Origin of the sequence: Microbacterium sp. NPDC079176 (genome assembly GCF_040686675.1) — a bacterium.
Lineage (GTDB): Bacteria > Actinomycetota > Actinomycetes > Actinomycetales > Microbacteriaceae > Microbacterium.
In genome coordinates this window covers 119,657-139,848 of the sequence record NZ_JBFBLM010000006.1, presented here as the reverse complement: position 1 = coordinate 139,848, position 20,192 = coordinate 119,657, and the positions used below count along the sequence as shown (strand labels likewise).

Sequence of the window (20,192 nt, the reverse complement as noted above, 5' to 3'; positions counted from 1 at the left end):
GAACACAGAGAACGGGCCGATCCGCAGGGATCGGCCCGTTCTCTGTGGTGCACGCGATCGAGACTCAGCCGAAGAGCGCTGCTGCCTCGTCGTAGCGGCTGCGCGGAACGGTGTTCAGCTCGCCCAGAGCCTCGGCGAACGGCACGCGCACGATGTCCGTGCCCTGCATCGCGACCATCTGACCCCATGCCTTGTCGATGATCGCGTCGGCCGCGTGGAGTCCGAGGCGCGTCGCGAGCACGCGGTCGAAGGCTGACGGCGATCCGCCGCGCTGGATGTGGCCGAGGATCGTCGCGCGGGTCTCGATGCCCGTGATGCGCTCGATCGCCGGAGCGAGCTGGTCGCCGATGCCGCCGAGTCGAGGACGGTTGAATGCGTCCAGGCCCTTGTCGCTGTAGGCCTCATCCATACCGAGCAGCTTGAACCCCTCGGAGACGACGACGAGCGGTGCGCGACCGCGATCGTGCGCGCTCGAGACGAGCTCGGTGATGTCGTCGATCGACATGGGCACTTCGGGGATGCAGATGGCGTGAGCGCCCGCTGCCATGCCCGCGTGAAGGGCGATCCAACCGACGTGGCGCCCCATGACCTCGGCGACCATGCAGCGCTGGTGGGAGTCGCCCGTCGTGCGCAGACGATCCATCGCGTCCGTGGCGATGTTGACCGCCGTGTCGAACCCGAACGAGTAGTCCGTGGCGCGCAGGTCGTTGTCGATCGTCTTCGGCACGCCGATGACGTTGATGCCGTCCTTGGCGAGGCGGTCGGCTGCTGCGAGGGTCCCCTCGCCGCCGATCGCGATGATGCCGTCGATCTTGTGTCCGTACAGCGTCTTGGCGATGTTCTCGGCGCCGCCGCGCTCACCCTCGTAGGGGTTCGTGCGACTGGTGCCCAGGATCGTGCCGCCGACCTTCGACAGGCCCTTCACCTCGTGTCTGGTGAGCGGGAAGAAGTCCCCGTCGACCACGCCGCGCCAGCCGTCGCGGATGCCGACGAACTCGAGGTCGTAGGTGGTGGTGCCCTTGAGCACGATGCCGCGGATGACCGCGTTGAGTCCGGGGCAGTCGCCGCCGCTCGTCAGAATGCCGATCTTCATGCTTGCCTCAGACGGGTTCAGGGAAGGGGGAACAGGCGACGTTGCCTGCGATCGACACTAGCGCTCCGGGCGGACCGGGCGCCATTCGAGACGATGAAAACCGAGGATCTTGCCGCCGTTGCGCGACGATTCGCCAGAAATGCGCGATACGCCCGGCCGACATGAGAAATCGGCGCCAAGAAACAGAATTCTTAACGCCGATCTCTGTCGACTCGAGAAGGCTCAGACGACGCCGAGCGTCTCCCGCAGAAGATGCATGAGAGCGCCCAGCTGCACAGGCTCGGCCGCCGCCTCGTCGAGGGCCTCGCCGTCCAGGGCACGGGCCGCGAGGCCCTGCTTCTGATCGATGAGCTCCGCGATCTTGGCGTCGATCGTGTGCGCGGCGATGATCCGCCACGCCGTCACCGGCTCGTCCTGACCGATACGGTGCACGCGGTCGATCGCCTGAGTCTGCTCCGCGGCCGTCCAGGACAGTTCCGCCAGGACCACGTTGGATGCGGCCTGCAGGTTCAGGCCGACACCGGCAGCGGTCAGCGAACACACCGCGATGCCGACCTCGGGGTCGCTGTTGAAGTCGTCGATCGACTGCTGCCGCACGGTCGAGGTCTGGTCGCCGCGGATCGAGACCGAACGGATGCCGGCCGACGCGAAGTGCGCCTCCGCCTGGTCCATCACGTCGATGTGCTTCGCGAAGAACACGACCTTGCCCACCGATCGCTGCAGCTGGGCCGCGTAGTCGGCTGCGAGGTGCGCCTTCGCCTGTCCGATGCGCCGCACCATCGTGAAGACGTTGTCTCCCCCGGTGCCAGCGGCCTTCGACTCCTCGAGCTCGTTCTGGGCGACCAGACGCACGATGTCGTCGTCGATCTCGCCGGGTGCCAGTCCGCGATCCCCTCGCGCCTCGATGATCCGCCGGTAGCGGGCGGCGAGCCGCTCGCCCAACTCTCGCTCGGCCTGACGGATGCCGCGGCCGAACTCGTCGTCCAGCTGCACGGGAAGGTCGGCGATGAGCTTGTCGGGAAGGTCGGCGGCGACGTCCTTCTTCTTGCGCCGCACGATACCCATCGAGATCACGGCTTCGCGAGCCTCGGGGTAGAACGCCTTGTCTGCGGGGGTGAAGCCGGTCGCGTCGAGCTTCTCCATCAACTCCGGCCCGGGCTTCTCACCCGTCGTCCACCCGAGGAAGCGCCAGATCGCGTCGAAGTCCTCGACGTCGTTGATCAGTGGGGTTCCCGTGAGCGCGAGCATCAGCGGGTTACCGCCGGGGGTGCGCTCTCGAACGCGATTCGCGAGCGACAGCACGTTCTGCGACCGCTGGGAGCTGAGATTCTTGATGAAGTGGGCCTCGTCGACGACCATGCCCCGGAGGCCGATGGATGCGAGCCACGACATGTGGCGATCAAGGATCTCGTAGTTCACGATGAACACATCCGCGAAGGCGTCGATGTCATCACCATCGCCCTGGATCACGGTGGCCCTGCGCTGAGGGGTCCAGCGCTCGACCTCTCGCGCCCAGTTCATCTTGACCACGTTGGGCACGACCACGAGCAGCGGGTAGGCCCCGGCCACGGACGCCGCGAGCACCGACTGCGCCGTCTTGCCCAGACCGGGCTCGTCGGCGAGGAGGAAGCTCCTGTGCCCCTCTCGCACCGCTTCGAGGAAGCGGGACTGATGCACCATGACCTCGAGGCCCTTGGGCGAGAGGTGGTCGTACTCGGGCGCCGGAGGCAGGTCCATACTGGCTGCTCCTCCCCCGGCTCCGGTCTCGAAAGCCTTGTAGAGCGGGCCCATGAGCTCCCAGCCGTCGAGACGTCGACGCGGAGTCGTGGTGGCGCGCGGGGTGAGATCGGGCGCGAGGAACGGGTTCGCCAGCTGACGCGCCTCGACAGAGGGCGGGGTCACCTGCCGCTCGGCGATCGCCGCAGACACCACGGGTGCCTGAACGGGCGCGATGTCGGCGATGATCAGCTCTTCCGGAGCCAGTTCGGCCCCCGACTCGAGCAGCCAGTCGCGTCGCATGCGCTTCGCGACCGGTGAGGTCGCCTGATCGGCTTCGAGAAGCTGGATCAGCGACGTGTCGCGCGCCGCCGTCTTCGCCAGGATCGTGGCGACGCCGTCGAGTCGCTTGAGAAGCTCTGCGCGGGCGGCATCGGCGATGTCGGCATCCGCCTTGACCCTGGCGCGCTCTTCACGCACCAGGAAGGCGATGACCTGGAACTTGACCCGGTTGGTGGGTCCGAGCTTTCCTCGCTGCGACTTCGCCTCGATCTCACGCACCTTGCGGGCGAGGATCGGGATGAGGGGTGCCTCATCGTCGCGACGGGACGTCTTCTTGCGCCGTGTTGCGGCGGTTGCCGTGGTCGGCATGCTCCTCCTGAGCGTGAAGGCCGGAACACCCTGAGGATGCATCGGCCGTTCTCGGTGTCCGCGTGTGGCGTGAGCCAGGACCGTACGAACAGTATTTCCGGCGGTCGTCGACGAGCGAAGGACGCGCGAGGATCAGGGACCACCGAGGCCCATTCTATGCCATGCCGCCTGAGCCACGCAGATCAGGACACGCAGAGTTCAGGGCGAGTTCAGCGGGCGTCGCGCGACAGGACGGTCTCGGCATCCGTCACGTCAGCGGCCATCTGGGACTTCAGCCTCTCGATCCCCTCGAACGCGACCATTCCGCGCAGACGCTCGACGAACTCGACGGTGACGTCGTGACCGTACAGATCGAGATCGGTCTCTCCGATCACGTGCGCCTCGACCTGACGTTCGAGCACGTCGTCGAAGGTGGGGTTGGTGCCGACCGAGATGGCAGCCCGGTGGCGGAGACCGGTCTCGTGGTCGACGAGCCAGCCTGCGTAGACTCCGTCGGCCGGCACGAACGAGTCGACGGACGCCGAGAGGTTCGCCGTGGGGAAGCCGAGCTCGCGTCCGCGCTTGAGGCCATGCACCACCTCCCCGCGCACGTCGACGTTGCGGTCGAGCACACGCGCGGTGGCGGTGACATCTCCGGCCATCAGCAGTTCCCTGATCCAGGTGGACGACACCCGACGGTCGGAGCCGTCGAGGAAGACGTCGTCGACGACCTCTACCGTGAAGCCGTACTTCGGTCCGAGCTGTCGGAGGAGATCGGGGTTGCCCGCTCCGCCGCGGCCGAACCGGAAGTCCTCACCCACGAGAACGGTGGACACGTGCAGGGCACTGGTCAGGATGCCGGCGACGAAGTCCTCCGCGCTGCGCGCTGCGAGCTCCTCGTCGAACGTCAGAAGCAGCGTGGCGTCGAGCTCGAGCTCGCTCAGCAGCTCGATCTTCCGCTCGACCGTGACCACGTTCTCCGGGCAGCGGTCGGGCCGCAGCACGGCGAGCGGATTGCGGTCGAACGTGACGGCCACGGCGCGGATCCCCGACTCGGCAGCGATCTCCTTGAGGCGCCCGATCACCGCTCTGTGCCCCGCGTGGACGCCGTCGAACTTGCCGATCGCCACGGCGGAGGGACCGAAACCGGGGGGAACCTCGCTCGGGTCTCGGAAGACGATCATGCGCTCGCCTCGACACGGAGAGCGGACGCGACCGCACGGGCCGGCCTATGCGTGCGCAGCCACCAGATGCCGAAGATCGGCAGCACGAGCGGGATGAACAGATACCCGCGCCCGAACATCGACCAGACCGTGTCGTGCGGAAAAAGCTCGGGGAAGAAGATGCTGAGCGAGCCGACCACGAGGACTCCGGCGAGCTCGAAGACGATCGCCACCCAGGCCACCGCGTACCAGCCGCGTCGATTCGCGAGAACGAGTGCCAACGTCGCCAGGATGTACACGCCGGCAGCGAGTGCCGAGAGCGCATACGCGAGAGGCGCTTCGCCGAACTGGCGGAAGATCTGCACGAAGCTTCGCCCGGTCGCCGCCAGCGCCATCACGGCGTAGACGATCACGAGGACACGACCGATGCCGGTCATGCGGGAGGTGGGAACGGTGGTGCTCATAGCGTCCTCCATTCTAGATCCGGGCGGGAAGCCCCGGATGCCTCGCCGACCGGTCAGGCCATCTGGATGGTCCAGATCACGTGCATGCGCCAGATCATGATCGCGACGGCCAGCGCCGCCACCCCGAGGATCACCGTGCTCCAACGGCTCCTCTCCATCAGCGCCCAGAGCACGGCGCCGATGGGGAGTAGCACCGCGGAGACGAGATAGACCCAGTACTCGAGCAGGTCGCCCGTCGGCGGGTTCCCCACCAGCGGTGCCACGATGGCGACGATCACCTGCACGACGAGGAGCAGCTCGACGAGCGCGAGCGCACCGACGGAGTAGTCGCTCGGACGTCGTCCGGCCAGGCCGAGTGACACGCAGAACAGTCCGGCCAAGATCGCGACCGCCACCTGGGCGATCGTCAGCCAGAGGATCATCGAGCCGCCTCCGGCATGTTCATGGCGCTCTTGAGATCGGCACCGCGCCTCTCGACGACGCCGACCAGGACGCCGTCCTCGTCGATCGCAGCCGCGAGGGAGCCGGTCAGCCGATCCGCCTGGCCGACCAGCCGCTTGCCGTGACGCAGATCTCTCGCTTCCTCTGCCGACACCGGCATCACGTCCAGGACCCTCGCGGCCGCGGCGGCCGGAGTCAGCAGCGCTGTCTCGACGACGCCGTCGACCGTCACGGCATCCGCGACGTCGAAGTCGCCGACTCGCGAGCGCCGAAGGGCCGTGAGATGCCCGCCGACCCCGAGCGCTGCCCCGAGATCACGAGCGAGGGAACGGATGTACGTGCCGGAGGAGCAGTCGACGACGACGTCGAGATCGAGGAACCCGTCACCGGAACGCTCCGCCAGAACCTCGAACCGCGACACTGTGACGTCACGAGCGGCCAACACGACCTCTTCGCCGGCCCGCACACGGTCGTACGCGCGACGTCCGTCGACCTTGATCGCGGACACCGAGCTCGGGACCTGAGAGATCGCGCCGGTGAGCGCGTCGATCCCCGCCGCGACCCGATCGGGGGTGACCGAGTCCCAGGACCCCGCCGTGGCTCGGGTCAGGATCTCGCCGTCCGCATCGTCCGTGCCCGTCGTCTGTCCCAGTCGGATCGTCGCCTCGTAGGTCTTGTCCGCTCCGACGATGTAGGTGAGCAGTCGCGTCGCGCCCTCGACGCCGATCACGAGCAGACCCGTGGCCATGGGGTCGAGGGTTCCGGCGTGCCCGACCTTGCGAGTGCCGAGCGCACGTCGAGTGCGTGCGACGACGTCATGGCTGGTCAGTCCAGCTGGTTTGTCGACGAGGAGGATGCCGGGCGAGACCATCTCTCAAGCCTACGGTGCGCTCGAACTCCCCTCTGCCCGTCGCGACCCATGTCGACGCCGTCCGCCGCTCTTCAGGGGCATCGGTGTTCGCCTAGGCTGACGAGGTGCCTTCGACTTCGCATCCACCCGCCGAGGTGTCCGAGCCTCTTGCGGACTGGTACCGGGGTGCCGCACGCGACCTGCCGTGGCGGCGCACGGAATTCCGCGAGGATTTCGGCGCGTGGGGAACGCTGGTCAGCGAGTTCATGCTGCAGCAGACGCCCGTGAACCGAGTGATACCGCACCTCGAGGCGTGGCTCGCCCGGTGGCCGACGCCCGCGGCCATGGCCGCCGCTTCACCCGCCGAGGTCGTGCAGCAGTGGGCCAACCTCGGCTACCCGCGCCGCGCACTCTGGCTGCATCGCGCGGCCATCGAGATCTCTGAGCGACACGGCGGCGTCGTCCCCAACGACATCGATGCCCTCCTCAAGCTCTCGGGCATCGGCGACTACACGGCCAGGGCTGTCGCTGTCTTCGCCTACGGCGACCGGCACCCCGTCGTCGACACGAACACTCGACGTGTGATGGCGCGCGCCATCCTCGGCCAAGCACAGCCGGGACCGCCCTCGCGTCGCGACCTGGCGCTGATGGACTCGCTGCTGCCCGCCGATGTCACAGAGTCCGCCGTGTTCAATGCGGCCGCGATGGAGCTGGGCGCGACGGTGTGCACGGCACGCTCGCCGCGCTGCGACGTCTGCCCGCTGAGCGACACATGCGCGTGGCTGGCCGCAGGGCGACCCGAGACCGGTGACACCCGCAGACGCCAAGCCGCCTTCGAGGGTTCTGACCGTCAGGCGCGAGGAGCCGTGCTGCGGGTGCTGCGAACCGCCGCGCCCACCCCGGTCCTGATCGACTCCGTGCTGGCCGACTGGCCCGATCCGCTTCAGCGCGACCGTGCGATCGACTCGCTCATCGCCGACGGCCTCGCCGAGGCCGATGGCGAACTGCTGTCGCTTCCCCGCTGAGTCCGCCCGTCAGACGAACTGCCCGATGCGGTGAGCGAGCACCGTGAGCTCGACTCGGGTCCTCACCTCGAGCTTCATGAAGACCCGGCCGAGGTGCACCTCCACGGTGCGCACCGATACGTGGAGCGCATCCGCGATGTCGCGGTTAGAAGCTCCGCCGACCGCCAGCATCGCCACCTCGAACTCTCGAGCGGTGAGCATCGACTCCCACACTCGCCGGCACGAGGAGAGCGGGTCACCGCTGGCGGCAGCTCCGTCGGAGGCCTCCACCTGCTCCAGACGCACCGAGACCGCTCTCGCCCATGCCGTCGCACCGGAGACCTCGAGCAGGTTCCGTGCCATCGAGAGGTGCTCCCGTCCGAGACCCACGTCTCCCTTGATCAGCGACCTCGTGCCGATCATCGCCTCGACCCGTCCGCGCGAGAAAGGCGAGGTCAAGGTCCGTGCGGCGGCGACCACGACCGGCCGCGCAAGGCGCCACTCGTCGTCCGAGCAGCTGGTGATCTGCACGCGCAGCCGTTGCGCCAGAGCGATCTCGGGCGGTTCGATCCGCTGCGGGCTCCATGATCCGCCATGCGTGACCACGATCGCCTCCTCCAGCCCCGGCACCGACAGGGTCGGCTGAGGAGCGCCGCGATCCCTCCAGAGCCGCATGCACGCCGCGGCCTCGGCCGAGTGTCCCGACAGGAATGATTCGATCCCCCTGTCCACCAGCTGATCGATGCGCAGAGGGGCCGGGAGGGCGGCGGTGAGAGCCTTGGCGAACGGCCCCAGATGTCCGAGAACCGCGAGATCGAGGCGTCGTGCGATCACGACGCCGAGCCCGGCGAAAGGCAGCGCCACAGGCAGCTCGACGGCCGCACGAAGCATCCGGTCGCGCGCGGCGCCGATGTCTCCACGCCACATCAGGAGCAGCACCTCGGCGACCGCGCGGTACGCCGCGACGAGTGGACTGAGCTCGAAGCCGGCCACGAACGGGTCGACCTCGACGCCGACCGGCGAGTCACCTGCGGCGAGCAGGCTCAGCCCCCGGTCGACGTCCCCGTCGACCGCCGCTTGCAGCGCCCTCAACAGGCCGCCGGTGAGGGGCCCGGCCCCGCGAACGTCGTCCTTCTCGCGGTCGCCGATGACGAGCCAGGCCAGTGCGACGACCGGATCTCGGAGTTCGCGATCGGCTTCGACGCGCGCGCTCGCGTGACGGAGAGCGTCGAGCCACGAGCGCATCGTGCGACGGTCACCGCGTTCGGCGCACAACATCGCCGCGAAGGCAGCAGCTCGCGCCCAGGAGTACCAGTGCTCCGCGTCATCGCGATCCGGCCGGATCACGCTCATGTCGACCTCGGGAACTGACCCGCGCAGATGCGTCTCGGCGACGAGCAGCCCGCCGAGCCCCTGGAGCCGATAGAGCTCGTCGCCACCGGGGAAGAGACTTCCGAGCCGTCGCGCCGCCTCGACCGCGTGCCCGGCCGCGATGGCGGCGACACCGGCGACGAGGTTCGCCTCGTCCTGCTCGACCCCGCTCGAGTGGGCGGCGGCTTCTGCAGCGAGGTGGAAGGCGCGCTCGCTGAGTCCCGCCTCCGAATGCTCCCTGGCTATCCGTGTGAGCTCCCCGGCAGTCACCGGTTCGCCGTGCATCGCAGCTCGAGCGCTGTGCCAGTCGGCGTCCACCTGCTCGCCGCGTTCGTCGAAGAGTCGGTGGAGTCGCAGGTGCACTGCAGCAGCCGCGGAGGAGGGCGTCGTCGCTCGCAACCAGATCGCCAAGCGGGGGTCGGACAGACGGACGCGACCGGCGTGGATGTCGAGGAGCGCTCCGAGAGGGCCTGTGGTGAGCTCCGCGGCAGAACGACCGGCGAAACCGACCAGCGGATCCAGCCTGTCGTCGAGGCGCATCGACACCGCGATGAGCACCTCACGGTCGCTGTCGTCCAGCTCCAGCTGGGCGAAAAGCGTCTCGACCGATGACACCATCGGCAACGGTGAGGGGAGCGCCCTGAGCCCCTGCCGTTGAGCCGCGTCAAGACGAGCTGCGACGGCCAGGATCGTGTGAGGGTCCTCCGACAGCTCGGCCGCGAGTCGCGCCGCGACATGCGGCGCGCAGCTCAGGTCGTGCTCGAGGAGTTCTTCGAGAATCGTCTCAACAGCTGCCGGTGCGACCGAAGCTGTCCCCTGCGCACGCGAAACGTCGATGCTGAACTCCCCAGTCCCCACGGGCGACCGCCCGTTAGGCCGAGGTTACCAAGACTGCTCACGCCCTCAGACGAGGGCGCGATATTCAGGCCTGCGTGTCGTCGTCTTCCTGGCGCAGGTACGGGTCTGCGTCACCGGCGTGCGAGGCGGAGGAGGCGAGCTTCGCCACGTCGGCATCGCGCTGCTGCGCCTCGCGAAGAAGCGCCGAGATGTGATCGGCGTTCTCGGGCAGCGCGTCGGGGATGAACTCGAGCGTCGGAACCAGGCGGGTGCTCAGCTGCTTCCCGACCTCGCTGCGGAGCATGCCGGTCGCGGAGGTCAGCGCCGCACCGCTGGAGAGGCGCTCCTCCTCGGTGCCCAGCACCGTGTAGAACACGGAGGCGTGCTGCAGGTCTCCGCTCACGCGGACGTCGGTGATGGTCACGAATCCGAGTCGCGGGTCGCGCAGACCCTTCTCCAGTCGCTCTGCGAGGATCACACGAATGCGATCGGCCAGACGTGCCTGTCGTTCACCAGCCATTGTTCTCTCCCTCTACGTACCCTTCGGGCGAGGGTGCATGACGCACCCTCGCCCGAAGATATCGAACTCGATCAGCTGCGAGGCTTCTCGACCAGCTCAGTGGTCTCGATCTCGTCGCCGATCTGGATGTCGTTGAACTTGCCGAGGCCGATACCGGCCTCGTAGTCCGTGCGAACCTCGGTGACGTCGTCCTTGAACCGACGCAGCGACTCGATGGCGAGGCCATCGGCGATCACCACACCGTCGCGGATGACGCGAGCCTTGGCGTTTCGCGTGATCGTTCCCGAGCGCACGATGACACCGGCAATGTTGCCGAACTTCGAGGAGCGGAACACCTCGCGGATCTCGGCGACACCCGACTGGACCTCTTCGTACTCCGGCTTGAGCATGCCCTTGAGCGAGCTCTCGATCTCGTCGATCGCGTTGTAGATCACCGAGTAGAACCGGATGTCCACACCTTCACGCTGTGCACGCTCGCGCGCCTTCGTGTCGGGACGGACGTTGAAGCCCACGATGATCGCGTTGTCGATCGTCGCGAGGTTGACGTCGGACTCCGTGATCGCACCGACACCGCGGTGGATGATGCGGAGCTGCACCGAGTCGTCGACCTCGATCTTGAGAAGCGACTCCTCGAGCGCCTCGACGGCACCGGAGACGTCACCCTTGATGATGAGGTTGAGCGACTCGACCTTGCCCTCTTCGAGAGCACGGGTGAAGTCCTCGAGCGAGATGCGCTTGCGGGCCTTGGCCAGCTGCGCGTTGCGCTCGACAGCTTCACGCTTCTCGGCGATCTGACGGGCCATGCGGTCTTCCTCAGTGACGATGAAGACGTCGCCGGCACGTGGCACGGAGTTCAGACCCTGCACCTGCACGGGACGCGACGGGTAGGCCTCGAGGACCTGCTCGCCGTTCTCATCCGCCATCGCACGCACACGGCCGTAAGCCGTTCCGGCGACGATCGCGTCACCGACGCGCAGCGTTCCGGACTGGATGAGCACCGTAGCGACCGAACCGCGACCCTTGTCGAGCTTCGCCTCGATGGCGACACCGCGAGCGGCCTTGTTCGGGTTGGCGGTCAGGTCGAGGCCTGCATCGGCAGTGAGCAGCACCGCGTCCAGGAGCTCCTGGATTCCGGTGTTCGCACGTGCCGAGACATCGACGAACATGACGTCTCCGCCATACTCCTCTGCGACCAGGCCGTACTCGGTGAGCTGCTGGCGCACCTTGGCCGGGTTGGCGTCGGGCTTGTCGACCTTGTTGACCGCGACCACGATCGGCACGTTCGCCGCCTGGGCGTGGTTGAGCGCCTCGACCGTCTGCGGCATGATGCCGTCGTCGGCCGCGACCACGAGGATCGCGAGGTCGGTGACCTGCGCTCCACGAGCACGCATGGCCGTGAAGGCCTCGTGACCCGGGGTGTCGATGAAGGTGATGGCACGCTCGATGCCCTCGTGCTCCGTCCACACCTGGTACGCACCGATGTGCTGGGTGATGCCGCCGGCTTCACCCTCGATGACGTTGGTCTGACGGATGGCGTCGAGAAGGCGCGTCTTACCGTGGTCGACGTGACCCATGACGGTGACCACCGGAGGACGGATCTCGAGGTCGTCCTCGCTCTCCTCCTCGAGCTCCTGCTCGAGGTTGAGACCGAAGCCCTCGAGGAGCTCCTTGTCCTCGTCCTCGGGCGAGACCATCTGGATCTTGTATCCGAGCTCCGCACCCAGGACCTCGAACGTCGCCTCATCCAGCGACTCGGTGGCCGTGGCCATCTCGCCGAGGTTGAAGAGGATCGTCACGAGGGTTCCGGGCTGGACCGTGTAGCCGGTCAGCGTCTCGATCTTGTCGGCGAAGTCCGAGATCGACGCGCCGCGGCGCATACGGATGATCTCCCCGTTACCGCGGGTGACGTTGACGCCACCGACGACCGGGGCGCTCCGCATCTCGAATTCCTGCCGCTTCGCCCGCCGCGACTTGCGCTGCTTGCTCTTGCCGCCGCCCTTGCCGAAGGCACCTGCGGTACCTCCACCGGGACCGCGACCGCGACCTCCACCGCCACCGGGACGACCTGCGAAGCCTCCACCGGGACGAGCGCCGGGACCTGCACCGGGTCCACCGGCACCGCCGGGACGACCGGGTCCACCCGGACGCTGCTGGAACGGTGCGCCACCGGGACGACCGCCCTGACCGCCGCGCGGGGCGCCGGGACGGGGGGAACCGGGACGAGGTGCACCCGGACGCGGCGCGCCGGGACGCGGAGCCTGCGGACGCGGGATGTTGCCCGGCGTCGGGCGCTGGCCCATCCCCTGCGCGGAGGCGAAGGGGTTGTTGCCGGGTCGCGGTCCGTTGGGCCGCTGACCCATGCCCTGAGCGGACGAGAACGGGTTGTTGCCCGGGCGCGGGGCGCCGGGCTTGGGTGCGCCGCCGTCAGCGGGCTTGGAAGCTGCGCTGTCTGCGGACTGGGGAGCTGCCGGCGTGGCGGCAGCCGGAGCGGCGGCCTCGGCCGGAGCTTCGGGTGCCGGAGCGGCAGCAGACGCCTCGGGCGCGGGCGCGGGCTTGGGCCCGGGCTTGGGTCCGGGTGTCGGTGCACCGGCACCGGGCTTGGCTGCACCGGGCTTGGCAGCACCGGGCTTGGCAGCACCGGGCTTGGCAGCACCGGGCTTCGCTGCGGCGGGAGCCGCATCCGCGGAGCCCTTCAGCGAGGCGTCCGACTCGATGGCAGCGCGAAGCTTGCGCGCCACCGGCGGTTCGATGGTCGAAGAGGGGCTCTTGACGAACTCTCCGAGTTCCTTGAGCTTTGCAAGTGCGATCTTGCTGTCGACGCCGAGTTCGGCGGCGATCTCGTGTACGCGTGGTTTACCAGCCACAATTCTCCTGTCTGGGGTCGGTCCACCCAGACAGGGCAGACCACTAGTCGCGGACGGGTCTCATTTCGAGCCGTTCACTTTGTTTCCATAGCCGTTCAGCCTTTGTTTCTTGGTGGGTGCTGTTCGATGATCCGCGTGTCCAGATCGCTGGAGACGCGCAGTGCTCTCCCGAAAGCCCGGCGCCGCAGAGCGGCATCCACGCATTCCGGTGTCGGATGGACCCACGCGCCTCGCCCTGGCAGAACGGCGCGCTCATCGAGGATGAGGATGTCGTTCTGGGACACCACTCTGAGAAGAGCGGCGCGGGGAGCACGCGTGCGACAGCCGACGCACGTTCGTACGGGTTCCATCTTACACCTGTGTTCCCGTCCGACTCGCGCGGCTGGCGCGAGTCGGACGTGGCGAGCGGTCAGTCCAGGACGCTGTCCGGCTGGATGTCGATCTTCGCTCCGGTGAGCTTGGCAGCCAGACGGGCGTTCTGCCCCTCCTTGCCGATCGCGAGCGAGAGCTGATAGTCGGGCACGAGTGCACGCACGGCCCTGGTGTTCGCGTCGAGGATGAACGAGCTCGTGACCTTGGCGGGAGAGAGGGCGTTCGCGACGAACGCGGCGAGCTCCGGGTCGTGATCGACGATGTCGATCTTCTCGCCGGCCAGCTCCTCGGTGACGGCACGAACGCGTCGGCCCATCTCACCGATGCAGGCGCCCTTCGCGTTGATCGCCGGGTCGTTCGCACGGACGGCGATCTTGGTGCGGTGGCCGGCCTCACGAGCCAGCGAGACGATCTCCACGAGACCTGCGGCGATCTCGGGCACCTCGAGCGCGAACAGCTTGCGGACGAGACCGGGGTGCGTGCGCGAGACGGTGATCTGCGGTCCCTTGAGACCCTTCGCGACGCTGGTCACGTAGACGCGGAGGCGCGACCCGTGGGTGTACTCCTCGCCCGGCACCTGCTCCTCCGGAGGAAGGATCGCCTCGACGGCTCCGAGATCGACGTGGATCATGCGGGGATTCGGCCCCTGCTGGATCACGCCGGCGACGATGTCGCCTTCCTTGTCCTTGAAGTCTCCCAGCACGACATCATCCGCGATATCCCGCAGGCGCTGGCTGATGACCTGCTTGGCGGCGAAGGCCGCGATACGTCCGAAGTCATTCGGCGTCGCGTCCTCTTCGCCGATGATCGCGCCCTCTTCGTCCTTGACGACCTGCAGCACGGCGACGTGCCCGGTGCGACGATCGAGTTCGACGCGGACCCCCTCGGGGGTGGCGCCGTCGTCCGAGACGTGCTTGGAGTAGGCGGTCAGGATGGCCTGTTCGATGATCGAGACCAGCTCATCGAAGGGGATCGCCTTCTCCTTCTCGATCCCACGCAGCAGACTCAGTTCGATATCCATGACGACTCCCTATTCAGCTCTCGTCGCGCGGGTGTTCACGCGCGACATCCGTACCACGATACCCTGTGCCCACCGCCCGATGCCACGGAGGCGGCCGCACCGACGCGGTGCCGAGCGCGCAGGAGGACTCAGTGACGACGTACGACACCATCGTGATCGGGGCAGGGATGTCGGGTGTGACGGCGGCCCGCATGCTCGACGACGCCGGAGCCGACGTCATCGTCCTCGAGGCGAGGGATCGCGTCGGGGGCAGGATGCACACCGACCGCGCTGCGGGTTTTCCCGTCGATCGCGGTGCGTCGTGGGTCCACGGCATCGACGACTCCCCGCTGTGGGATCTCGTGCAGGCGCTCGGCATCCCCACCCTCGAGTACACCGTCGGCAGCTTCCAGGCCGGAGGCAGGCCGATCGAGAACTTCGACGGGGAGGGCAGGGCGATGGATCCTGCGAGCACTTCTCAGTGGGTCGCCGATGTCGAGCAAGCAGATCGACTGTTGGCAGAGGAGATCACCCGGTCCTCCCCCGGCGACACCTATCTGGATGTCACGGAGCGCGCGCTCGACCGCTCGGGCTTCGAGCCGGAGCGCATCGATGAGGTCCGCGAGTTCTTCCGTCACCGCGTCGAGGAGCAGTGCGGTGCATGGGTCGGGGACCTCGACGCGCACGGGCTCGACGAGGATGCGATCGACGGCGACGAGGTCATCTTCCCGCGCGGCTACGATGAGCTCCCGCGTCGGATCGCCGCCGGTCTCGACATCCGACTCGGTCACGTCGTCACCCGCATCGAGCGGACCGACCGGGGCGTCACCGTGTCGACCCGGAACGGAGAGTTCTCGGCCCGCAACGCGCTGGTGACCGTGCCGCTCGGCGTGCTCAAGGCGGAGTCGATCGAGTTCGCCCCTCCCCTGCCCGAGGCTGTCGCCGGACCGATCGCGCGACTGGGCATGGGGGTGTTCAACAAGGTGTTCATCCAGTTCCCGGAGCGCTTCTGGCGCGAGGACAGCTACGTTCTCCGGGCGCTCGGCGAGGCCGGTGAGCACTGGCACTCCTGGTACGACGTCTCGGCGGTCAGCGGGATCCCGACGTTGCTGACCTTCGCCGCCGGCCCGTTCGGCCGCCGGATGCAGGATCTGTCGGATGAGGAGGTCGTCGCGGACGTCGTGAGCGCCCTGCGGTTCCTCTACCCGGATGCCGTCGGCGACCCCACCGCGCACTGGATCACGCGATGGGGACAGGACGAGTTCTCGAACGGGTCGTACTCGCATCTCGCGGTCGGCTCGTCACACCACGACCACGACGAGCTCGCGGGGCCGGTCGACGCAGTGCTGCACTTCGCCGGTGAGGCGACATGGGGCGACGAGCCGGCGACCGTGGGGGCCGCGTACTACTCGGGGCACCGCGCCGCTGAGCGCATTCTCGGTCGGTCGATCGACCTGGCGGAATTCGCGGCAGGCATCACAGCGCGGGAGCGGACTCCAGCGAGTTGATCGCGCCGATCAGACGGAACAGGTTGCCGACCTGTCGCTGGTCGAGATGCAGGGAGAGACGAGGAAGGTGCAGCAGATCGTCGTCTGCGACCTCCGGCGACCGCGGAGCTGTCCGTTCGATCCGTCCGCTCGCCAGCATCCCGGCGAACCGGTCGTTGAGATCCTCGAGCTCTTCGTCCGTCGGCTCTCCACGCAGTCTCAGCACGAGCGAGTCCCCCACCCAGCGCAGCGAGTCGTAGTTGCGCCAGAACCCGGCGATCACGGCGGCTGCCGACTCGACGGAGTCGGTGATGACCACGCGATCGAAGTCGCCCTCCGAGATCACCCCTGTCGGCGCCAGGTCCTCGTCGATGAATCGCTTGAGGCCGTTCCAGAACGTGCCTCCCGGCTCGTCGAGCAGCACGATCGGCGTCGGCTCGGCCTTTCCGGTCTGTTGGAGGGTCAGCAGCTCGAACATCTCGTCGAGGGTGCCGAATCCGCCAGGGAGACAGATGAAGCCGCTGGACTCCTTGATGAGCATGAGTTTGCGGGTGAAGAAGTACTTCATCGCCACCACATGCTCGCTCGCCGCGATCAGGCTGTTGGCCTTCTCCTCGAACGGCAGCCTGATCGACACGCCGAGCGAGAGCGCGGGGCCGGCACCTTCAGCGGCAGCCTGCATGATTCCCGGTCCTGCTCCGGTCACCACCATCCATCCGTCCGCTGCGAGAGCAGCCGCGACATCACGCGCCTGGACGTAGAGCGGATCGTCGTGGAGGGTACGCGCCGAGCCGAACACCGTGACCTTCGGCACCCCTTCGAACGGTGCGAACAAGCGGAAGGCGTCCCGCATCTCGGCGAGGGCGGCGGAGGCGATCTTGAGATCGAGGCGGTTCGTGCCGTCCTCCCCCAGCAGGACCGCTGTGCGCATCATGCGCATCACGAGCCTGCGATCGGTCTTGACGCCTGCTTCGTCGAGGACGTTGTTGATCTCGGCGCTCAGCGACGCCGTCAGCGGTTCGTCGGTCATGCCCTCAGCCTGTCATGGGAGCGCGTCGGGCGGGCCGCCGCAACGCCGCCCTCACCACGCTCACGTCCCCGTGTCAACGCCCGTGCCAAGTCAGGTCTCCTGCGGCACAGTGGCTGCATGACAGAGATCACTGGACCGGAAGCACTGGCACGCGTCACCGAACTCGTCGAGGACATCGACTTCACGATGCTGACGACCACCGACGACGACGGCAACCTCGTGAGCAGGCCGATGTCGACCCGGCAGATGGACGACGCCGGCGACATCTGGTTCTTCACCGCCGAAGACACCGAGAAGGTCGAGGAGGCGCGCGCCCATCGACAGGTCGGCCTCTCGTACTGCGACGCGAAGGGCATGCGATACGTGTCGGTGGCCGGCAACGCGTCCGTGGTGCACGACCGCGCGAAGATGGAAGAGCTCTATTCGCCCTCGCTCGACATCTGGTTCGAGGACGGGCTGGACACTCCCGGCATCGCACTTCTCAAGGTGACGCCGACGGTGACCGAGTTCTGGGAGCCCTCCAAGGGCAAGATCGCGATGGCGGCCGGCGCGCTCAAGGCCCTCGTGACCAAGGACACGCCCGATGACGACATCATGAACCACGGCCGGATCGTCTGCTGACGTCCGCTCCGAACGACAGAATGCCGCGCACCCGGTGAGGTGCGCGGCATTTCTCTGTCGTCGAGGTCAGCGCTGGGTCAGCTGATCGACGGCGTCGGCGACGGACACCGCGCTGCGATCCCCCGTGCGCCGGTCCCACAGCTCGACCTGACCGTCCGCGGCCCCTCGGCCGACGATGACGATCTGCGGAACGCCAACGAGCTCGGCGTCTCCGAACTTGACTCCGGGCGAGACCTTCGGGCGGTCGTCGTAGAGCACGTCGAGACCGGCGGACTCGAGCTGAGCGGAGAGCTCAGCTGCCACGTCGAAGGCCACCTGGTCACGACCGGCAGCCACGACCTGCACATCGAAGGGCGCGACCGATGCCGGCCAGATGAGACCCTTCTCGTCGTTGTTCAACTCGGCGATGATCGCCAGGATGCGCGTCACGCCGATGCCGTACGACCCCATCGTGACCGTGACGAGCTTGCCGTTCTCGTTGAGCACCTTGAGTCCGAGCGCGTCCGCGTACTTGCGACCCAGCTGGAACACGTGACCGATCTCCATTCCGCGCGCGAGCTCGACCGGACCGGAGCCGTCAGGAGCCGGATCGCCCGCGCGGACGTCGGCGATCTCGACGATGCCGTCGGCGAAGAAGTCACGTCCGGCGACAACCGAATGCGCGTGCTTCTCGTCGAGGTTCGCACCGGTGATCCAGCTCGTGCCCTCGCTCACACGGGGGTCGACCAGGTAGCGGATGCCGGTAGCCGATTCCTCGCCGAGCACAGCTCCCGTGGGCGACCAGGGGCCGATGTAGCCCTTGACGAGCAGCGGATTCTTCTCGAAGTCGTCTGCCGAGGCGGTCTCGACCTCGGCGGGCGCGAACGCGACCTCGGCCCGCTTCTCGTCGACCTCGCGGTCGCCGGGGATGCCGACGACGACGAGTTCACGGGTGCCGTCGAGGTGCGTGAGCGCGAGCACGACGTTCTTGAGCGTGTCCGCAGCCGTGTAGTCGCCGTCGAGGTGCACGTTCGAGTGCGCGACGAGAGTCTCGATCGTGGGCGTGTTCGGCGAGTCGAAGATCACCGGTGCCGCATCCGCGTCGAACGCGATGGCGTCGGGAACGGCGGTCGTGAATGCCTCCACATTGGCGGCGTATCCGCCGGCGCTGCGGACGAACGTGTCCTCGCCGACGGGAGTCGGGTGCAGGAATTCCTCGCTCCGCGAACCGCCCATCGCTCCGGCATCCGCCTGGACGATGACGTACTCGAGACCCAGGCGCTGGAAGATGCGCTCGTAGGCATCGCGCTGAGCCTGGTAGCTGAGATCGAGACCCTCATCGGAGGAATCGAACGAATAGGCGTCCTTCATCGTGAACTCGCGTCCGCGAAGCAGTCCTGCCCGCGGACGCGCCTCATCGCGGTACTTGTCCTGGATCTGGTAGAGCGTGAGGGGAAGATCCTTGTACGACGAGTACAGGTCCTTCACGAGCAGCGTGAAGGCCTCTTCGTGCGTCGGGGCGAGCAGGTAGTCGCCGCCCTTGCGGTCCTGGAGACGGAACAGCAGGTCGCCGTACTCGTCCCAGCGTCCGGTCGCCTCATACGACTCGCGGGGCATGAGAGCCGGGAAGTGCACCTCCTGTGCGCCTGCCGCGGCCATCTCCTCGCGGACGACGGTCTCGATCTTGGCCTTCACGCGGAGACCCAGCGGGAGCCACGCGAAGATACCGGCAGCCTGCGGCCGGATGTACCCGGCGCGGATCAGCAGCTTGTGGCTCGCGACCTCTGCGCCTGCAGGGTCTTCACGGAGCGTGCGGAGGAAGAATTTCGAAAGACGAGTGACCACCGGGCAAGTCTACTGACCGGTGGTCGCTCGTTTTCGCGATGCGTCAGTTGAGCGCGGGCAGGCCGTTCGGGATCACGCCGCCCGCGTAGAGGCTTGCCGCAAGATCCTGGACCGCGGTCAGGGCGACCCGCTGAGGGAGCGGGCCATAGGAGATGCGGGCCACACCGAGCTTCTCGTACTCCGAGGCGGCGAGGGTGCCGGGAAGCCCGATGACGCTGAGCTTGCCCTCGCCGAGCCCCTCCACGAGCTGACGCGTGATGTTGGCGTCGAGCATGCCCGGAACGAAGACAGCCGTGGCGCCGGCGTCGAGGAACGCCCGGCCGCGCTGGATCGCATCGGCGATGCTCTCGGCGACAGGACGGTGGCCGGCGCGCACGAAAGCGTCGGTACGAGCGTTCAGAGCGAACGGAACCCCCTCGGCCTCGGCGGCCTTGACGATGGCCTCGACGGCCGCGACCGACTCGTCGAACGGCTTCAGGCGGTCTTCGACGTTGGCACCCACCACGCCGGCGCCGATCGCGAGTCGCGTGGTCTCTCCTGCGTCGCCGTATCCGTCGTCGAGGTCGGCGGTCACCGGAACGGAGACGGATGCGGCGATGCGGCCGACCATGTCGATCATGATGTCGCGGGTGATGGTGCCGTCCTCGAAGCCGAACGAGGCGGCGATGCCGTGTCCGGCCGTCGCGATCGCCTTCGTCTCGGGAAGCTTCGCGACGGCGCGGGCGGACACGACGTCCCACACGTTCACGACGCGGAGGATCTCCGGAGCTTCGTAGAGTCCGATCAGGGTCTGGGCTTTCGCAGCAGTGGTCATGCCCCCACGCTAACGCCCAGTATTCCGGTCGGGGCCGGACGGACACGCGAATCTCAGGTTCCGGGTGGTGCGCACCGCTACGGCTGACGGC

Annotated in this window: 17 protein-coding genes; 3 read left to right on the top strand and 14 right to left on the bottom strand. The window is 67.7% G+C overall.

Annotated features, from left to right (window positions below; genetic code table 11):
• Nucleotides 1-64 precede the first annotated feature (64 nt).
• The 6 genes from AB0P11_RS15520 to truB form a co-directional block, all read right to left on the bottom strand.
• Nucleotides 65-1,093 (bottom strand): ATP-dependent 6-phosphofructokinase, encoded by a 1,029-nt coding sequence (locus tag AB0P11_RS15520; protein ID WP_053095796.1) that lies wholly within the window; start codon nt 1,091-1,093, stop codon nt 65-67.
• Nucleotides 1,094-1,315: 222 nt separating this feature from the next.
• Entirely contained in the window at nt 1,316-3,460 is a 2,145-nt protein-coding gene (locus AB0P11_RS15515; protein WP_053095795.1) for a DEAD/DEAH box helicase, read from the bottom strand.
• 209 nt (nt 3,461-3,669) lie between these two features.
• Nucleotides 3,670-4,623, bottom strand: a complete 954-nt coding sequence (locus tag AB0P11_RS15510; RefSeq protein WP_363522852.1) for a bifunctional riboflavin kinase/FAD synthetase — start codon at nt 4,621-4,623, stop codon at nt 3,670-3,672.
• Nucleotides 4,620-5,066: a hypothetical protein gene (locus AB0P11_RS15505; RefSeq protein ID WP_235567465.1), complete on the bottom strand. Its 447-nt coding sequence runs from the start codon at nt 5,064-5,066 to the stop codon at nt 4,620-4,622. The genes AB0P11_RS15510 and AB0P11_RS15505 overlap by 4 nt, the downstream gene beginning before the upstream one ends.
• 53 nt (nt 5,067-5,119) lie before the next feature.
• Complete coding sequence (locus AB0P11_RS15500) at nt 5,120-5,488, bottom strand: hypothetical protein (RefSeq protein WP_056278448.1); 369 nt, start codon at nt 5,486-5,488, stop codon at nt 5,120-5,122.
• A complete protein-coding gene (gene truB / locus AB0P11_RS15495; protein ID WP_053095791.1) occupies nt 5,485-6,378 on the bottom strand; it encodes a tRNA pseudouridine(55) synthase TruB in 894 nt (297 codons plus the stop codon). Before truB ends, AB0P11_RS15500 begins: the two co-directional genes overlap by 4 nt.
• A 104-nt stretch (nt 6,379-6,482) precedes the next feature.
• Here truB and AB0P11_RS15490 point away from each other — a divergent pair, with 104 nt between their 5' ends.
• Nucleotides 6,483-7,382, top strand: a complete 900-nt coding sequence (locus AB0P11_RS15490; protein WP_363522849.1) for an A/G-specific adenine glycosylase — start codon at nt 6,483-6,485, stop codon at nt 7,380-7,382.
• Between the two features lie 9 nt (nt 7,383-7,391).
• Here the strand turns inward: AB0P11_RS15490 and AB0P11_RS15485 are convergent, their stop codons facing one another.
• The 5 genes from AB0P11_RS15485 to nusA all read right to left on the bottom strand — a co-directional run bounded on the left by AB0P11_RS15485 (nt 7,392) and on the right by nusA (nt 14,346).
• Nucleotides 7,392-9,350: a helix-turn-helix transcriptional regulator gene (locus AB0P11_RS15485; RefSeq protein ID WP_363522847.1), complete on the bottom strand. Its 1,959-nt coding sequence runs from the start codon at nt 9,348-9,350 to the stop codon at nt 7,392-7,394.
• Nucleotides 9,351-9,654: 304 nt separating this feature from the next.
• Complete coding sequence (gene rbfA, locus AB0P11_RS15480) at nt 9,655-10,089, bottom strand: 30S ribosome-binding factor RbfA (protein WP_053095788.1); 435 nt, start codon at nt 10,087-10,089, stop codon at nt 9,655-9,657.
• Nucleotides 10,090-10,160: 71 nt separating this feature from the next.
• Nucleotides 10,161-12,953 carry a translation initiation factor IF-2 gene (gene infB / locus AB0P11_RS15475; protein ID WP_056278440.1) on the bottom strand — a complete coding sequence of 931 codons (2,793 nt, stop codon included), beginning with the start codon at nt 12,951-12,953 and terminating at the stop codon, nt 10,161-10,163.
• A gap of 95 nt (nt 12,954-13,048) precedes the next feature.
• Nucleotides 13,049-13,303 carry a YlxR family protein gene (locus tag AB0P11_RS15470; RefSeq protein ID WP_072591126.1) on the bottom strand — a complete coding sequence of 85 codons (255 nt, stop codon included), beginning with the start codon at nt 13,301-13,303 and terminating at the stop codon, nt 13,049-13,051.
• A gap of 59 nt (nt 13,304-13,362) precedes the next feature.
• A complete protein-coding gene (nusA, locus tag AB0P11_RS15465) occupies nt 13,363-14,346 on the bottom strand; it encodes a transcription termination factor NusA (RefSeq protein ID WP_053095786.1) in 984 nt (327 codons plus the stop codon).
• Nucleotides 14,347-14,477: 131 nt separating this feature from the next.
• Here nusA and AB0P11_RS15460 point away from each other — a divergent pair, with 131 nt between their 5' ends.
• Nucleotides 14,478-15,833: an FAD-dependent oxidoreductase gene (locus AB0P11_RS15460; protein ID WP_082586622.1), complete on the top strand. Its 1,356-nt coding sequence runs from the start codon at nt 14,478-14,480 to the stop codon at nt 15,831-15,833.
• Here the strand turns inward: AB0P11_RS15460 and AB0P11_RS15455 are convergent.
• Nucleotides 15,802-16,842 carry a TIGR00730 family Rossman fold protein gene (locus tag AB0P11_RS15455; protein ID WP_053095785.1) on the bottom strand — a complete coding sequence of 347 codons (1,041 nt, stop codon included), beginning with the start codon at nt 16,840-16,842 and terminating at the stop codon, nt 15,802-15,804. The two genes, AB0P11_RS15460 and AB0P11_RS15455, sit on opposite strands and share 32 nt — an antisense overlap.
• Nucleotides 16,843-16,959: 117 nt before the next feature.
• Between AB0P11_RS15455 and AB0P11_RS15450 the strand changes: the two genes are divergently transcribed.
• A complete protein-coding gene (locus tag AB0P11_RS15450) occupies nt 16,960-17,463 on the top strand; it encodes a pyridoxamine 5'-phosphate oxidase family protein (protein WP_053095784.1) in 504 nt (167 codons plus the stop codon).
• Nucleotides 17,464-17,529: 66 nt separating this feature from the next.
• Here AB0P11_RS15450 and AB0P11_RS15445 read toward each other — a convergent pair whose 3' ends face one another.
• Nucleotides 17,530-19,287, bottom strand: a complete 1,758-nt coding sequence (locus AB0P11_RS15445) for a proline--tRNA ligase (protein ID WP_363522842.1) — start codon at nt 19,285-19,287, stop codon at nt 17,530-17,532.
• 43 nt (nt 19,288-19,330) lie between these two features.
• Complete coding sequence (locus tag AB0P11_RS15440) at nt 19,331-20,101, bottom strand: isocitrate lyase/phosphoenolpyruvate mutase family protein (protein WP_053095782.1); 771 nt, start codon at nt 20,099-20,101, stop codon at nt 19,331-19,333.
• Nucleotides 20,102-20,192: the final 91 nt, after the last annotated feature.

What these genes read in the sequence shown, in the direction of transcription:
- AB0P11_RS15450 (WP_053095784.1), top strand. Translation starts at nt 16,960, where the DNA reads ATGACAGAGATCACTGGACCGGAAGCACTGGCACGCGTCACCGAACTC.
- AB0P11_RS15455 (WP_053095785.1), bottom strand. Translation starts at nt 16,842, where the DNA reads ATGACCGACGAACCGCTGACGGCGTCGCTGAGCGCCGAGATCAACAAC.
- AB0P11_RS15520 (WP_053095796.1), bottom strand. Translation starts at nt 1,093, where the DNA reads ATGAAGATCGGCATTCTGACGAGCGGCGGCGACTGCCCCGGACTCAAC.
- truB (WP_053095791.1), bottom strand. Translation starts at nt 6,378, where the DNA reads ATGGTCTCGCCCGGCATCCTCCTCGTCGACAAACCAGCTGGACTGACC.
- AB0P11_RS15515 (WP_053095795.1), bottom strand. Translation starts at nt 3,460, where the DNA reads ATGCCGACCACGGCAACCGCCGCAACACGGCGCAAGAAGACGTCCCGT.
- AB0P11_RS15485 (WP_363522847.1), bottom strand. Translation starts at nt 9,350, where the DNA reads ATGGTGTCATCGGTCGAGACGCTTTTCGCCCAGCTGGAGCTGGACGAC.
- AB0P11_RS15440 (WP_053095782.1), bottom strand. Translation starts at nt 20,101, where the DNA reads ATGACCACTGCTGCGAAAGCCCAGACCCTGATCGGACTCTACGAAGCT.
- AB0P11_RS15500 (WP_056278448.1), bottom strand. Translation starts at nt 5,488, where the DNA reads ATGATCCTCTGGCTGACGATCGCCCAGGTGGCGGTCGCGATCTTGGCC.
- rbfA (WP_053095788.1), bottom strand. Translation starts at nt 10,089, where the DNA reads ATGGCTGGTGAACGACAGGCACGTCTGGCCGATCGCATTCGTGTGATC.
- AB0P11_RS15510 (WP_363522852.1), bottom strand. Translation starts at nt 4,623, where the DNA reads ATGATCGTCTTCCGAGACCCGAGCGAGGTTCCCCCCGGTTTCGGTCCC.
- AB0P11_RS15505 (WP_235567465.1), bottom strand. Translation starts at nt 5,066, where the DNA reads ATGAGCACCACCGTTCCCACCTCCCGCATGACCGGCATCGGTCGTGTC.
- nusA (WP_053095786.1), bottom strand. Translation starts at nt 14,346, where the DNA reads ATGGATATCGAACTGAGTCTGCTGCGTGGGATCGAGAAGGAGAAGGCG.
- AB0P11_RS15470 (WP_072591126.1), bottom strand. Translation starts at nt 13,303, where the DNA reads ATGGAACCCGTACGAACGTGCGTCGGCTGTCGCACGCGTGCTCCCCGC.